Source organism: Microbacterium sp. IO18, assembly GCF_049099505.1.
GTDB lineage: Bacteria > Actinomycetota > Actinomycetes > Actinomycetales > Microbacteriaceae > Microbacterium > Microbacterium aurugineum.
Genome location: NZ_JBMJAF010000001.1, coordinates 582,524 through 594,574 on the forward strand (window position 1 = coordinate 582,524; position 12,051 = coordinate 594,574).

A 12,051-nucleotide genomic window follows, 5' to 3' on the forward strand; every position below is an offset into this window, starting at 1 on the left:
CGGAGCCTCGCCGCGGTGTCGGCCTGACGGTCACCCGCCTCGCGGGCGTGGTGCCCGACGCCAGCCCGTTCCGTCGGCATCGACATCGCCCTCCAGGTGCAACAGCCCGAGAAGGGACCTCACCCGCTCGGCAGACAGGCCGGAGCGCCGGGCGATCTCATCGACGGAGAGCACCGACCGCGTGGTCAGCGCATCGAGCACGCGCGTCCTGTTCGGATCCTCGAGTGCACCGGCTGTCAGCACGCCGTCGAGTTGCCCCCACAGCTCCCGCACCTCCGCTGCCGAAGTGACGCACTGCGCGTCATACTCGCGCAACAGACGATGGCATCCCGCGGACGACGCCGAGGTCACCGGCCCTGGTACAGCACCGAGCGGACGACCGAGCGTCGCGGCGTGACCCGCGGTGTTCAGAGAGCCGCTGCGCCACCCGGCCTCAACGACGACCGTCGCCTGTCCGAGTGCGGCGATGAGGCGGTTCCGTGCGAGGAAGCGCCACTTCGTCGGGGCGGTGCCGCACGGCGGCTCGCTCACCACCGCCCCGTGCTCGGAGATCTGCTGCAGCAATCGCTGATGACCGACCGGATACGCGCGGTCCACTCCCCCGGCGAGGAACGCGATGGTCGCCCCACCGACGCCGAGCGCCGCCCGATGCACCGCCCCATCGATGCCGTAGGCACCGCCGGACACCACCACGGCCCCTGTCGAGGCGAGTTCACCGGCCAGCTCAGCGGCCACCTGCTCCCCGTAACCGCTCGAGGCGCGGGCGCCGACCATCGACACGCGTGGGGACGCTGTGAGCAGTTCCACGCGCCCGCGCACCCAGAGCGCGCTCGGCGCGTGGGGTCCGAGGTCGTCGAGGGCTTCCGGCCACTGCGGATCGCCGGGGATCACCAACCGCGCGCCGATCTCGAGTGCTCCGAGAAAGGCTGATCGCACGGCCTCCTGCTGCAGCCGAGGACGCCATCGCGCTTGGGCTTCCTGAAGCGCGCGGAAGCCTACGTCGCCTGTGTCATCGGTGAACGGCGACCTGCTTCGACCTCCTGCTGCCACGGAGAGGGCCTCCTCCGCGCCGAGGGCGCCGATCAGTGCGCCGGCGACCGCATCTCCGGGTTCGGCGATCACCGTCCACGCCGCTCGCGCCACGCAGTCCGCCACCGCTTCACCCCCGTGGATGCGGCGGGCGGCAGCCATCAGTTCGGTGTCTCCCAGCAGTAGCCGCATCATCTCGGCAATCCTCTCCGCAGGTGCAACGCACGCCCGATCTCCTCGACACCGGGTTGTTCGATCTCGGCCAGGTCCGCCATCGTCCACGCCACCCTCAGCACTCGGTCGTATCCCCTCAGGGTGAGCAGACCGCGCTCCAGCGCCCGGTCGAGCGGAGATCGCGTGGCCGCCGGAAGACGCTGAGCGCCCTGACGCAGCCAGGTCCCCGGTACATCCGCATTGCGTCTCCACGGACTGCTCCGCCACCGATGTGCGGCCCGCTCCCTGGCGGCTTGCACCCGGACCCGCGCCTGAGCCGTCGTCGTCTCCCCGCCGGCCTCACCCATCGCCCGGGATGCCGCGACACGACTGACCTGGAGATCGATGTCGACGCGGTCACGTAGTGGGCCGGACAATCGCGTGGAGTACCGGCGGATCGACATCGGCGGACAGATGCATTCGGACCCTCTCACGCCGTAATTGCCGCACGGGCACGGGTTCATCGCGAGCAGCAGCTGGAACTTCGCCGGGAACCTCGCCGTGAAGCCCGCGCGGTGGACCTCGATCGCGCCTGACTCCAGCGGCTGGCGCAGGGCGTCGAGCGCCACCCGCGAGAATTCCGCTGCCTCGTCGAGGAAGAGCACCCCGCCGTGCGCCCTCGCGATCGCCCCAGGTCGTGCCGTCCGCGAGCCGCCGCCGACCAGAGCAGCGACCGAGGCGCTGTGGTGCGGAGCCTCCAGCGGCGGCACGCGATCGAGTGCGCCGACGGCTTCGCCGCTGAGCGATCGGATGGACGCAACCTCGAGTGCTTCCTGTTCGTCGAGCAACGGCATGATCCCGGGCACCCTCCGAGCGAGCATCGTCTTGCCTGCTCCCGGAGGACCGCTCAGCAGCATGTGGTGTCCGCCGGCCGCCGCCACCAGGAGCGCCTCCACCGCCTCACCCTGACCGACGACGTCGCACAGATCGAGTCTCGGGTGATCGGCCACCGGCACCGACGCCGATTCGACGACGTCGACGTCCGGCACCTCGACGTCGGCGCCGTGCCAGACCGCGACCTCTGCGAGTGAGCTCGCAGCGCGCACCTCGACCCCCGGCACGAGCCGAGCCTCCGACTCGTTGCCGCGCGGGACGATCACGGTCTCGAACCCGGCGCGTGCGGCGGCGAAGACCGCGGGAAGGACGCCCGGGACGGGGCGGATCCGCCCGTCGAGTCCGAGTTCGCCGATGTGAACCGTTGACGCGATCGACCGAGACCCGATCGCCCCTCCTGCCGCCAGCGCCGCCATGGCGATGCCGAGGTCGAAACCTGCGCCGTGCTTGGGAAGACTCGCCGGGGAGAGGTTCACGGTGAGCCGGCGTCGAGGGAGATCGAGACCCGCGTTCTTGCAGGCGTTGTGGACCCGCTGCACGGCCTCGCCGAGGGACTTGTCCGGCAACCCGATGATGCGGAATTCGGGCGTCTGATTCGACAGGTCGGCCTCGACTTCGACGAGATGCCCGTCGACACCGGTGAGCGCCACCGCCCAGGTGCGCGCGGTACTCATCCGATGTCCACGAGATGCTCGAGCGTCCCGCGTGCCGGGTCGGCTCCCACGATCCCGATGACTTCGAGTCGCACGGCCCTCCCCCGTGCCGCCTCGGGATTCTCGCGGGCCCAGGCGTGCGCGAGTTGCCACAGTCGACGGCGCTTCCGTGCATCGATCGCTTCGAACGGGTGCCCGAACGCGACCGTCCGCCGCGTCTTCACCTCCACGATCGCCACGTGCTCTCCGAGCGTGGCGACGATGTCGATCTCTCCCTGCGCGCACCGCCAGTTCCTCGCGAGAACGGTGTACCCGTTCCCCGTCAGGTGCTGCGCGGCGCGCTCTTCTCCGGCTCTGCCGAGTTCATCCTTCGCTGCCATGGACTCAGCATCACGCGGCACTCACGTCGCACGGCTCGATTCGACGTCGTCGGCGCGGGCCCTGGGGAGAACTCACCCGTGGGGTGGAGTGTGGAGAGAGTTACTCACCGTCGAGCGACAGCTCCTGCGGGAGCTCGAACTCGCGACGCTGCAGTTCCTCGACGTTCACGTCCTTGAAGGTGAGGACACGCACGGCCTTCACGAACCGGTCGGCACGATAGATGTCCCACACCCACACGTCCGTCATCGAAATCTCGAAGTAGAAGTCGTGCTCGCTGTCGCGACGCACGACGTTGACCTCGTTCGCCAGGTAGAAGCGGCGCTCGGTCTCGACGACGTACTGGAACTGCGAGACCACGTCCCGGTACTCCCGGAACAGGGCCAGCTCGAGTTCGCGGTCGTAATCGTCGAAGGCTTCCTCATCCATGATGAGTCCATCCTAGAGTCGCAGGCCGCTGGGCGCGGCATCGCACCGCTCAGAACAGCGTGGGTACGTCGGCGATCGCCCACGAGGCCCGATGGAACGGGGACAGTCCGTGGCTGCGGATGGCCTCGCGGTGCTCCGGGCTCGCATACCCCTTGTTCCGGTTCCACTGGTACGCGGAATGAGTCTCGTGAAGCTCGGCCATGTACCCGTCGCGGGCGACCTTCGCGATCACGGACGCGGCGGACACCGACGCGCAGTCACGGTCGGCCTTGATCACCGGCCGGACATGCAGCGGTACGGGATGGATCCTCGAGACGTAGTCATGGTTGCCGTCGAGCAGGATGAGCGCGTCTTCGACGGTCGCACCCTGATCGGCGATCGACTGCACCGCCCGCGAGGCGGCGAGACCGAGGGCGGACATGATGCCGATGTCATCGACTTCCTGCGCGGTCGCCCATCCGACCGCTGATGCCTGCACCCACGCGGCCGCTCGCTCCGCCACCTCCGGACGCCTTCTCTCGGTCACGAGCTTCGAATCGCGAAGCCCATCGGGGACACGCCGACGAGCACCTGTGGCATCCATCATGGCGGCGCCGACGGCGACCGGCCCCGCGAGTGCGCCCCGACCGACCTCATCGAGCGAGATGATCAGCTCGCACTCCCTCAGGAGCCGGCGCTCGAGAGTCAGTTTCGGGGTGATGACGGTCATTCGGGATCCGGAACCCCGGTGAAGATGTCGTGATGCCCGTCGATGGGTCCGATCCGGTTCAACGGCCACGTGGTCAGGAATGCCTTGCCCACGATGTTCTCCATGGGCACGAAACCTCCGCTGGGAAGGTCCTGATGCGCCCGCGCGTCGCGGGAACGATCGCGATTGTCGCCGAGCAGCCAGACCGAATCCTCCGGCACCACGACATCGAACGGCTCATTGGAGGCGGCGGTGTCGCCTTCGGGCAGGTTGAGGTAGCTCAATTCGTCGATCGGAGCGCCGTTGATCGTGATCTGACCCAGTGCGTTGCAGCAGACGACGTGATCTCCCGGAAGGCCGATCAACCGCTTCACGAGATGGTCCTGCGAGTCGGTCGCGGAGATGCCGACGAAGTTCAGCACCCAGTCGACCGCCTGGACGAGAGGGGGCTGAGCAGGCGTCTGCGGCTGGGGATCGAGCCACCCGCCCGGGTCCTTGAACACGACGACGTCACCGCGCTCGTACGCCGCCCATCGCGGGGTGAGCTCATCGACGAGGATCCGGTCCTTCACGAGGAGCGTCCGCTCCATCGACGCCGAGGGGATGTAGAAAGACCGCACGACGAACGTCTTGACGACGAACGACACCAGTGCGGCGATGACGATGATCACCAGGACGTCACGGAGGAAGACCAGGAACCCGCGGCGACGTCTGGCCGTGCGCGCGGACGAGGATTCAGTCATCAGGTTCCTTCACGATCATGCACCGTCGTGCGGCGACGCTATCTAGGTTCGCACACCGGGGAGAGAACGAAGCACCCCGGGACATCGTGTCCCGGGGTGCTGTGGAGATGCTGCGACTCAGCGGTCGCGCTTCTCCTTGATCTTCGCCTTCTTGCCACGCAGCTGGCGGAGGTAGTAGAGCTTCGCGCGACGCACGTCACCGCGGGTGACGACCTCGATGTGGTCGATCACCGGGGAGTGCACCGGGAAGGTACGCTCGACGCCGACCTGGAAGCTGATCTTGCGGACCGTGAAGGTCTCGCGCACGCTGTCGCCCTGGCGGCCGATGACGACGCCCTGGAAGACCTGGATGCGGGAGCGGTTGCCCTCGGTGATGTTGACGTGCACCTTGACGGTGTCACCGGGGAAGAAGTCCGGAATGTCCGAACGGAGGGAAGCCGCGTCGACGGCGTCGAGGATCTGCATGATCGTCTCTCTCTGCACCCGCCACAGGTCGCATGCATGTATTCAAAGGAACAAGAAAAGGGATGAACTGTACGGAGCTGATGCGTCCGCGGGCTCCCCTGTGGCAGAGCCGGTCACAGCACAAACACTCATTCTGCCATGGAAGGCGTGCTCGGCCAAAACCGTGACCTCAGTCGCGGCCGTCGGTCTCCCGCACCACGATGACCTCGTGCGCTCTGGTCGGAGGGGCCTGCTCGTCGGCGGTCGGGATCGTCGACCAGGTGATGGTCTCGCGCAGCCGCGAGCCACTCCCCCTGGCCTCCTGCCACAACTGCCACACCTGGAGCCAGACGAGCGCGATGCCGACGACGATCGCGCCGGTGAGCACCCACGGGAACACCCCGTCGATGAAGAAACCGACCGCGATCGTCAGACCGTGCCAGAGCGTGAAGCCGGCCACATCCCACCAGGAGACCGCGCGCTCGATGCGAACGGAGGGACGCGAGCGCGTGAGGAGCGTCAGCAGGAGCTGTCCGAGGAAGACGGACGGCATCGCGATGAGCAACACCCAGAGGATCGCCCAGCCGCCCTGGAAGACTCCCCACCCGATCAGAAGCCACAGCGGCAGCAGGAACGCCGCCGGAAGAAGCCAGCGGAAGAACGCCCGTCGCAACCACATGCTCAGATCGTACGACGGGACACGTGCCCGTGACCCGATGTTCGCTGAGAGCGGTCGGAGAACCCGGGGCGTCGGATCAGGGAGAATGGAGATGACGAGAGGACAACCGATGATCGAACTGCGCACCCCTGCCGAGATCGACGAGATGCGCGCCGCAGGACGCTTCGTCGCCGAGACGCTGGCGACGCTGCGCGATGAGACCAAGGTCGGGACCAACCTCCTCTCGATCGACCGTCGCGCGCACGACATGATCCGCAAGGCAGGCGCGGAGTCCTGCTACATCGACTACCACCCGTCCTTCGGCGCGAGCCCGTTCGGCAAGGTCATCTGCACCTCGGTCAACGACGCCGTGCTGCACGGGCTCCCCCATGACTATGCCCTGCGCGACGGTGACCTCGTGACCCTCGACTTCGCGGTGGCCGTCGACGGCTGGGTCGCCGACTCCGCCGTCTCCTTCGTCGTGGGCGCCGCGCGCGACGAAGATCTGCGCCTCATCGACACGACGGAGCGCGCACTGGCAGCAGCCATCGAGACCGCCACCGTCGGCAATCGCATCGGCGACATCTCGGCGGCCGTGGCGGCCGTCGCACACGGCGAGGGGTACTCGATCAACACCGATTTCGGTGGACACGGCGTCGGTCGCACCATGCACGGGGATCCGCATGTGCCGAACGACGGTCGTGCAGGCCGCGGCTTCCCCCTGCGCGCAGGACTCGTCCTCGCCCTGGAACCCTGGTTCCTCGCGACGACCGACGAGCTGGTGACCGACCCGGACGGATGGACCCTGCGCAGCGCGGACGGGTCCCGAGGTGCGCACTCCGAGCACACCATCGCGGTGACCGCGGACGGACCGATCGTGCTGACGGACAGGTCTTTCCTCGGCGTCGACTGACCGGGAGCCCGTGTGCCATCCTGAGTCCATGATTCCGCAGGATCGTCACGTCCCCGAGCGTCTCTTCCTCGCTCGGCACGGGCGGACGACCTGGAATCTCGAGCACCGGCTGCAGGGACAACGGGATTCGCCGTTGACGGATGAAGGGGTGGCGCAGGCGCACGCCGTCGCCGAGCGCCTCCGGGACGCCGGAGTCCTGACAGTGTGCACGAGCCCGTTGGGACGAGCCACGCAGACCGCGGCCATCATCGCGGAGCGGATCGGCGCCGAGATGATCGAGGTCCCCGAACTCGCGGAGATCGACCACGGCGAACTCGCGGGGATGACCTGGGACGAGATCGACGAGCTCTATCCCACGCTCCGGGAGGAGCGGGCTGCGAACCGCTACGGATGGGCGTTCCCCGGTGGGGAGAGCTACGCTCAGGCGCGCGTGCGCGCCCGAAAGGCGCTCAGCTCCTGCGGGTGGGCTGCCACCGGCGCGCCGCTGCTGGTGAGCCACGAGATGATCGGACGGATGCTGCGCGCGGAGTTGCGAGGACTCGACCCGACGAACGCGCTGGCACTGCGACATCCTCACGGAGTCGTCTTCGAGATCACCCGATTCTCGGAAGGCATCCTCTGACCGGGATCGCCGTCAGGATGCCGAGGTCTCGTCGCGTGGCAGGAGGTCGGGTCGACGCCGGCGCGTGCGCTCCCACTGCTGCTCGCGACGCCAGGCCGCGATGGCGGCATGATTACCGCTCAGCAGGACATCGGGCACCGATCGTTCACGCCATGACGCGGGCTTCGTGTACGACGGGTACTCCAGCAGGCCGTCCTCGTGCGACTCCTCGACGAGACTCTCCGGATTGCCGACCACTCCGGGGATGAGTCGTCCGACCGCCTCGATCATCGCCATCACGGCGACCTCTCCCCCGTTCAGCACGTAATCGCCGAGGCTGATCAGACGCACCTCGCCGAGGTCTGCGGCGTACTCGAAAACGCGCTCGTCGATGCCTTCATAGCGCCCGCACCCGAACACGAGATGCTGACGCGTCGCGAGCTGTCTGGCCGTCTTCTGCGTGAACACCTCGCCGGCGGGAGACGGGAAGATGATGGTGGGGCGCTCATCGACATGCGATGCCGACGCATCGGTCAGCTCATCGAGTGCGAGCCCCCACGGTTCGGGCTTCATCACCATGCCGGCGCCGCCGCCGTACGGTGTGTCATCGACGGTACGGTGGCGATCCGAGGTCCAGTCCCGCAGATCCCGAACACGGAGGTCGATGAGGCCGGACGCCTGAGCCTTACCGAGCAGGGAGAGCGTCAGTCCGTCGAAATACGACGGGAAGATGGAGACGACATCGATGCGCACGGGTGAACCGTATCAGCGGTCACTCGGCCGCTTCGGCGCCCGAATCCGCCTGCGGATCGGTGTCGGAGGCGTCGGGAAGCTCCTCGAAGAGCCCCGCAGGAGGAGTCACGACGACACGCCCTGCGGCGACATCGACGGTCGGCACGATCGCCGAGACGAAAGGCACCATGACCTCGCTCTCACCGGCCTTGACGATGAGGAGATCCTGGGCGGGAAAGTGCTCGACACGGACGACCCGACCGATGACGGCGTCATCACGGACGACATCGAGCCCCACGAGCTGATGGTCGAACCACGCGTCGTCCTCGACCTCGTCGACGTTCTGGTCGATCCAGAGGATCGCCTTGACGAGGCTCTCGGCCGCGTCACGGTCGTCGACGTCTTCGAAGAAAACGACCGGGTTGCCGTTCATCACTCGATACTCACGTACCGTGATGTCCTTGCCGTGCCACGGAGATGCCTCGGGCACCTGCAACGTGAAACCGGCACCGGGGACGAATCGCCCCTCGGGGTTGTCGGTGTAGAGCTCGAGCTTGAGCCCACCCTTCAGGCCGTGCGCCTTGACGAGACGTCCGACGCGCAGCTGGTTCTTGCCCTGATTGCGGTCCTTCGACACCACGTCAGTCGTCCGCGACATCGACGCGGACCCGACGCCCGTCAGCAAGAGCGCTGACCAGCGTGCGAAGGGCCTTCGCAGTGCGGCCGCCGCGCCCGATCACGCGTCCACGGTCGTCGGGGTGCACGCGCACCTCGAGGAGATCGCCTCGCGGCGATGTGGATTCGTTGATGCGGACATCCTCCGGGTGATCGACGATCCCCTTGACGATGTGTTCGAGCGCGGCGGCGAGCACGACGGATTACTCCGCGTCTGCGGCGGGAGCCTCAGCGGCCTCCGCGTCGGCGGCGGCGGGAGCCTCCTCAGCGGGAGCCTCCGCCTTCTTCTCGGCCTTGGGCTTGACGACGGACTTCTTGGACGCGTCGACCTCGAAGGGAGCCTTCGGCTCGGCGACCTTGAGCGTGGACTTCGCGTCCTTGTCGCCCTTGAACTTGCCCCAGTCGCCCGTGATCTTGAGGATGGCGGCGACCTGCTCGGTCGGCTGCGCGCCGACGGAGAGCCAGTACTGCGCACGCTCGGAGTCGACCTCGATGAACGAGGGCTCCTCGGTGGGGTGGTACTTGCCGATCTCCTCGATCACGCGACCATCGCGCTTGGTCTTCGAGTCGGCGACGACGATGCGGTAGTACGGCGCACGGATCTTGCCCAGGCGCTTGAGACGAATCTTGACAGCCACGATTCTCCTGAATTGTGTGGAAGGAAACGAACTGATCGCCTGGAGAGTGGGGTGCACACCCGGCGGAAGCTCAAATGAGTGGTACCTGCTGGATAGAGGGTCGAGCAGGTGGTCCAGCCCTCTATTCTGCCAGATGCACGCGCCTGGCGCGAAACGCGACGAAACTGCTGTTGCCGTGTCGCGTCGCGCCCGTGCCAGACTGTGCGGGTGAAACTCGAGTTCGCCTCTTCGGCCCGCTCCACCGTCGGCCTCGAATGGGAGATCATGCTGGCGGACCCCGCCAGCGGTGACCTCGTCGGGCGCGCCCCGGAACTGCTCGCCGCGCTGGAGATGGAGAGCGCGGATGAGCGCCACACGGTCACGGGTGAGCTTCTCACCAACACGATCGAGGTGACGAGTGGAATCGGCGACTCCGTGGCGCACGCCGTCGACGACATCGCCAACGCGATCACCTCCGTGCGTTCGGCGACGGACCCCGCCGGGATCGAGCTGCTGTCCGCCGGAAGCCACCCGTTCGCCCAGTGGTTCGATCAGCAGGTCTCGGACAAGTCGCGGTATCACACCCTGATCGAGCGCACTCAGTGGTGGGGACGCAACATGATGATCTGGGGCATCCATGTGCACATCGGAGTCGAAGACCACCGCAAGGTCTTCCCCCTCATCAACGCACTCGCCGGCTACCTCCCCCACCTGCAGGCCCTGGCGGCGTCGAGCCCGTTCTGGGCCGGCGAACGCACGGGCTACGCGTCGAACCGTGCGCTGGTCTTCCAGCAGCTGCCCACAGCAGGACTCCCGTGGCCTTTGCACGACTGGTCGCAGTACGAGTCGTACCTCGAGGACATGGTCCGGACCGGCGTCATGGAAGATGCCACCGAGGTGCGCTGGGACATCCGCCCCGCCCCACGCTGGGGCACGATCGAGGTACGCGCCTGCGACGGCCTGTCCACCCTCCCGGAGCTGGCATCCGTCGCCGCACTCGTGCAGGTGCTCGTCGAGCACTTCTCGCGGCAACTCGACGAAGGCAGGACTCTCCCTGAACTTCCCGCCTGGTTCCACCGCGAGAACAAGTGGCGGGCGGCACGCTACGGACTCGACGCCCGCGTCATCGTCGACGCCACAGGCACCCAGCGCCCCGTACGGGAGCACCTGACCGACACGCTCGAGTCGCTCGCCCCCGTCGCGGTGGAGTTGGGGTGCGGACGCGAGTTCGGCGGCGTGGGGACGATCCTGGAGGGCGGCGCCAGCTACGCGCGACAGCTCGCCGTCGCCGATGCCGCGGGCGGCGATCTCACCGCCGTGGTGCAGCACCTGATCCGCGAGTTCCGTTCCGGTCCGGAGTCGTCGACCGACGAGGACTGACACTCCCGGCGCCGTTCAGTCCTCCACGAGACGGCGTGCGAGACCTTCGTCGAGGACCACGTCGGTGATGAGTCCGGCCGCCAGAGCAGCCCGGAGACTCACCAACTTCGGGATACCGGAGACAACGCAGACCCGGCGAGGGACACGGCGCAGACGATCGAGCCCGGGGCCGGTCGCCCTCGCGTTGACGCGGATGTCCCGCCAGGAACCATCTGATCGGAAGAAGACCGTGGCGACATCGCCGATCGCGTGGTCCTCGCGCAGGCTGCGGTAGTCGTCCCGCCCGAGGTAGCCGCCGACGTAGACACGGCTCGGCACCTCCGCCGCAGGGGAACCCAGGCTGAAGACGGCGACGTCCATCTTGGCCTGAAGGTCGAGCACACGCCGCGTGCTCCGCTCCCTCCACATCGCCTCCCGGGTGGCCGGGTCATCGAAGAAAGCAGGGACGGGGAACTGCTGCACCTGCGCGCCGAAGGCACTGCCGAACCGCTGCAGGATGTCGCTGGAGTATTCGACGCCGGTCGTCTGGGTGTTCCCGGCACCGTTGAGCTGCACGAACGTGGTGTTGTGCGTCTCCTTCTGTGTGAGTCCACGGCTCACCGCACTGATCGTCGAGCCCCACGCGACTCCGATGACCATGTTCGAATCGACGAACTGTGACAGCAGACGACCCGCCGTGAGCGCCACGCGCTCGAGACGTTCGACTTCGCTGAGGATCTCCGGCATCGGCACCACGTGCGCGGCCACACGGTGCCGGTCACGGATGCGCTGCTCGAGCATCCCGAGACGTTCGAGCGGCGAATTGATCCGGATGTCGACCAGGCCGCTTTCCCTGGCGAAGCTCAGCAGGCGGGACACGGAGGATCGGGAGGTGCCGAGTTCCTGCGCGATGACTTCCATCGTCTTGTCCTGCATGTAGTAGAGCTGCGCGGCGGTGAGCGCCGCGATCAGCTTGCTGTCGCGCGTTTCCGCGGCCTGACCGACCATCGTGACCTCCTCACCCCCGATCCTTGCACATATGTGCAGTGGGCTTGCGCGAGATGCCACACAGGTCGATGCTGGTT

The 12,051-nt window shown here is 67.4% G+C and carries 16 protein-coding genes; 3 read left to right on the forward strand and 13 right to left on the reverse strand.

Going from position 1 to position 12,051, the window contains the following annotated elements; translation table 11 throughout:
* Nucleotides 1–30: 30 nt before the first annotated feature.
* From dprA to ACLF6J_RS02935, 8 genes are all read right to left on the reverse strand, one after another.
* The gene (gene dprA, locus ACLF6J_RS02900; RefSeq protein WP_421076821.1) at nt 31–1,224 is read right to left on the reverse strand and encodes a DNA-processing protein DprA; all 1,194 of its coding nucleotides are present in this window, start codon (nt 1,222–1,224) and stop codon (nt 31–33) included.
* Entirely contained in the window at nt 1,221–2,750 is a 1,530-nt protein-coding gene (locus ACLF6J_RS02905; RefSeq protein ID WP_134353657.1) for a YifB family Mg chelatase-like AAA ATPase, read from the reverse strand. The genes dprA and ACLF6J_RS02905 overlap by 4 nt, the downstream gene beginning before the upstream one ends.
* The gene (locus ACLF6J_RS02910) at nt 2,747–3,109 is read right to left on the reverse strand and encodes a YraN family protein (protein WP_134353656.1); all 363 of its coding nucleotides are present in this window, start codon (nt 3,107–3,109) and stop codon (nt 2,747–2,749) included. The genes ACLF6J_RS02905 and ACLF6J_RS02910 overlap by 4 nt, the downstream gene beginning before the upstream one ends.
* Before the next feature lie 100 nt (nt 3,110–3,209).
* Nucleotides 3,210–3,536: a DUF2469 family protein gene (locus ACLF6J_RS02915; protein WP_047523373.1), complete on the reverse strand. Its 327-nt coding sequence runs from the start codon at nt 3,534–3,536 to the stop codon at nt 3,210–3,212.
* Between the two features lie 49 nt (nt 3,537–3,585).
* A complete protein-coding gene (locus ACLF6J_RS02920; RefSeq protein ID WP_134353655.1) occupies nt 3,586–4,245 on the reverse strand; it encodes a ribonuclease HII in 660 nt (219 codons plus the stop codon).
* A complete protein-coding gene (gene lepB / locus ACLF6J_RS02925) occupies nt 4,242–4,967 on the reverse strand; it encodes a signal peptidase I (protein WP_134353654.1) in 726 nt (241 codons plus the stop codon). Before lepB ends, ACLF6J_RS02920 begins: the two co-directional genes overlap by 4 nt.
* Before the next feature lie 117 nt (nt 4,968–5,084).
* Nucleotides 5,085–5,432, reverse strand: coding sequence for a 50S ribosomal protein L19 (gene rplS / locus ACLF6J_RS02930; RefSeq protein WP_045265383.1), 348 nt, complete (start codon nt 5,430–5,432; stop codon nt 5,085–5,087).
* 169 nt (nt 5,433–5,601) lie between these two features.
* Nucleotides 5,602–6,090, reverse strand: coding sequence for a hypothetical protein (locus ACLF6J_RS02935; protein WP_047523376.1), 489 nt, complete (start codon nt 6,088–6,090; stop codon nt 5,602–5,604).
* A 109-nt stretch (nt 6,091–6,199) separates the two neighbouring features.
* Here ACLF6J_RS02935 and map point away from each other — a divergent pair, with 109 nt between their 5' ends.
* Nucleotides 6,200–6,982, forward strand: a complete 783-nt coding sequence (gene map, locus ACLF6J_RS02940; RefSeq protein ID WP_047523377.1) for a type I methionyl aminopeptidase — start codon at nt 6,200–6,202, stop codon at nt 6,980–6,982.
* A gap of 28 nt (nt 6,983–7,010) precedes the next feature.
* Complete coding sequence (locus ACLF6J_RS02945) at nt 7,011–7,604, forward strand: histidine phosphatase family protein (RefSeq protein WP_134353653.1); 594 nt, start codon at nt 7,011–7,013, stop codon at nt 7,602–7,604.
* 12 nt (nt 7,605–7,616) lie between these two features.
* Here ACLF6J_RS02945 and trmD read toward each other — a convergent pair whose 3' ends face one another.
* Genes trmD through rpsP form a run of 4 tightly spaced genes read right to left on the reverse strand, consistent with a single transcriptional unit; the run spans nt 7,617 to nt 9,628 of the window.
* The gene (gene trmD, locus ACLF6J_RS02950; protein WP_047523379.1) at nt 7,617–8,336 is read right to left on the reverse strand and encodes a tRNA (guanosine(37)-N1)-methyltransferase TrmD; all 720 of its coding nucleotides are present in this window, start codon (nt 8,334–8,336) and stop codon (nt 7,617–7,619) included.
* 19 nt (nt 8,337–8,355) lie between these two features.
* Nucleotides 8,356–8,973 carry a ribosome maturation factor RimM gene (gene rimM / locus ACLF6J_RS02955; protein WP_134353652.1) on the reverse strand — a complete coding sequence of 206 codons (618 nt, stop codon included), beginning with the start codon at nt 8,971–8,973 and terminating at the stop codon, nt 8,356–8,358.
* The gene (locus ACLF6J_RS02960) at nt 8,957–9,187 is read right to left on the reverse strand and encodes an RNA-binding protein (protein WP_017830729.1); all 231 of its coding nucleotides are present in this window, start codon (nt 9,185–9,187) and stop codon (nt 8,957–8,959) included. The genes rimM and ACLF6J_RS02960 overlap by 17 nt, the downstream gene beginning before the upstream one ends.
* 6 nt (nt 9,188–9,193) lie before the next feature.
* The gene (rpsP, locus tag ACLF6J_RS02965; protein ID WP_047523381.1) at nt 9,194–9,628 is read right to left on the reverse strand and encodes a 30S ribosomal protein S16; all 435 of its coding nucleotides are present in this window, start codon (nt 9,626–9,628) and stop codon (nt 9,194–9,196) included.
* 207 nt (nt 9,629–9,835) lie between these two features.
* Between rpsP and ACLF6J_RS02970 the strand changes: the two genes are divergently transcribed.
* On the forward strand, nt 9,836–10,987 hold the full coding sequence (locus ACLF6J_RS02970) for a glutamate--cysteine ligase (protein ID WP_134353651.1): 1,152 nt from the start codon (nt 9,836–9,838) through the stop codon (nt 10,985–10,987).
* A gap of 15 nt (nt 10,988–11,002) precedes the next feature.
* Here ACLF6J_RS02970 and ACLF6J_RS02975 read toward each other — a convergent pair whose 3' ends face one another.
* A complete protein-coding gene (locus ACLF6J_RS02975) occupies nt 11,003–11,974 on the reverse strand; it encodes a sugar-binding transcriptional regulator (protein WP_047523383.1) in 972 nt (323 codons plus the stop codon).
* Nucleotides 11,975–12,051: the final 77 nt, after the last annotated feature.

Coding starts and splice junctions, on each gene's coding strand:
- dprA (WP_421076821.1), bottom strand. CDS start 1,224: ATGATGCGGCTACTGCTGGGAGACACCGAACTGATGGCTGCCGCCCGC.
- ACLF6J_RS02905 (WP_134353657.1), bottom strand. CDS start 2,750: ATGAGTACCGCGCGCACCTGGGCGGTGGCGCTCACCGGTGTCGACGGG.
- ACLF6J_RS02910 (WP_134353656.1), bottom strand. CDS start 3,109: ATGGCAGCGAAGGATGAACTCGGCAGAGCCGGAGAAGAGCGCGCCGCG.
- ACLF6J_RS02915 (WP_047523373.1), bottom strand. CDS start 3,536: ATGGATGAGGAAGCCTTCGACGATTACGACCGCGAACTCGAGCTGGCC.
- ACLF6J_RS02920 (WP_134353655.1), bottom strand. CDS start 4,245: ATGACCGTCATCACCCCGAAACTGACTCTCGAGCGCCGGCTCCTGAGG.
- lepB (WP_134353654.1), bottom strand. CDS start 4,967: ATGACTGAATCCTCGTCCGCGCGCACGGCCAGACGTCGCCGCGGGTTC.
- rplS (WP_045265383.1), bottom strand. CDS start 5,432: ATGCAGATCCTCGACGCCGTCGACGCGGCTTCCCTCCGTTCGGACATT.
- ACLF6J_RS02935 (WP_047523376.1), bottom strand. CDS start 6,090: ATGTGGTTGCGACGGGCGTTCTTCCGCTGGCTTCTTCCGGCGGCGTTC.
- map (WP_047523377.1), top strand. CDS start 6,200: ATGATCGAACTGCGCACCCCTGCCGAGATCGACGAGATGCGCGCCGCA.
- ACLF6J_RS02945 (WP_134353653.1), top strand. CDS start 7,011: ATGATTCCGCAGGATCGTCACGTCCCCGAGCGTCTCTTCCTCGCTCGG.
- rimM (WP_134353652.1), bottom strand. CDS start 8,973: ATGTCGCGGACGACTGACGTGGTGTCGAAGGACCGCAATCAGGGCAAG.
- ACLF6J_RS02975 (WP_047523383.1), bottom strand. CDS start 11,974: ATGGTCGGTCAGGCCGCGGAAACGCGCGACAGCAAGCTGATCGCGGCG.